Source organism: Vibrio sp. 2CM40D, from assembly GCF_023161825.1.
In the GTDB taxonomy this organism is placed as follows: Bacteria; Pseudomonadota; Gammaproteobacteria; order Enterobacterales; family Vibrionaceae; genus Vibrio; species Vibrio alginolyticus.
Window position 1 is genome coordinate 1 of record NZ_JALNTL010000041.1, and the last position, 428, is coordinate 428.

Genomic DNA, 428 nt, shown 5'->3' on the forward strand with positions numbered 1-428 from the left:
CCCGATCCGGATGATGACCGTCCAAGCGTGACTATTTCAGACGCTGGCACCATCAATGAGGGGGATACAGCCAACTTCAAAGTGACGTTGTCGAACGCCTCTGAGTCCACTGTTCAAGTCGAGCTAGGCCTGAACTTAGGTGACACCGAAGTTGGAGACTTAGGCACCCTAGAATACAACACGGGAAGTGGTTGGGTTGCAGTGCCAAACGATGGCGTAGTCACGGTGCCAGCAGGGCAAACTGAGTTTGATGTGCGCATCGCTGCCATTGATGATGCTGTTTATGAAGGCCCTGAAGATTTCAGTGTGACGGTGACTGGCATTGGGGCGGTACAAGGCAGCGATACGGGGACGGCAACGATAGTGGATGACGGCAGTGGCCCGGGTCCCGATCCGGATGATGACCGTCCAAGCGTGACTATTTCAGA

The 428-nt window shown here is 54.7% G+C and carries 1 protein-coding gene; it reads left to right on the forward strand.

Going from position 1 to position 428, the window contains the following annotated elements; genetic code table 11:
* The coding region (locus tag MTF70_RS24325; protein ID WP_248394468.1) for an immunoglobulin-like domain-containing protein at positions 1–428 on the forward strand (428 nt) is incomplete at both ends.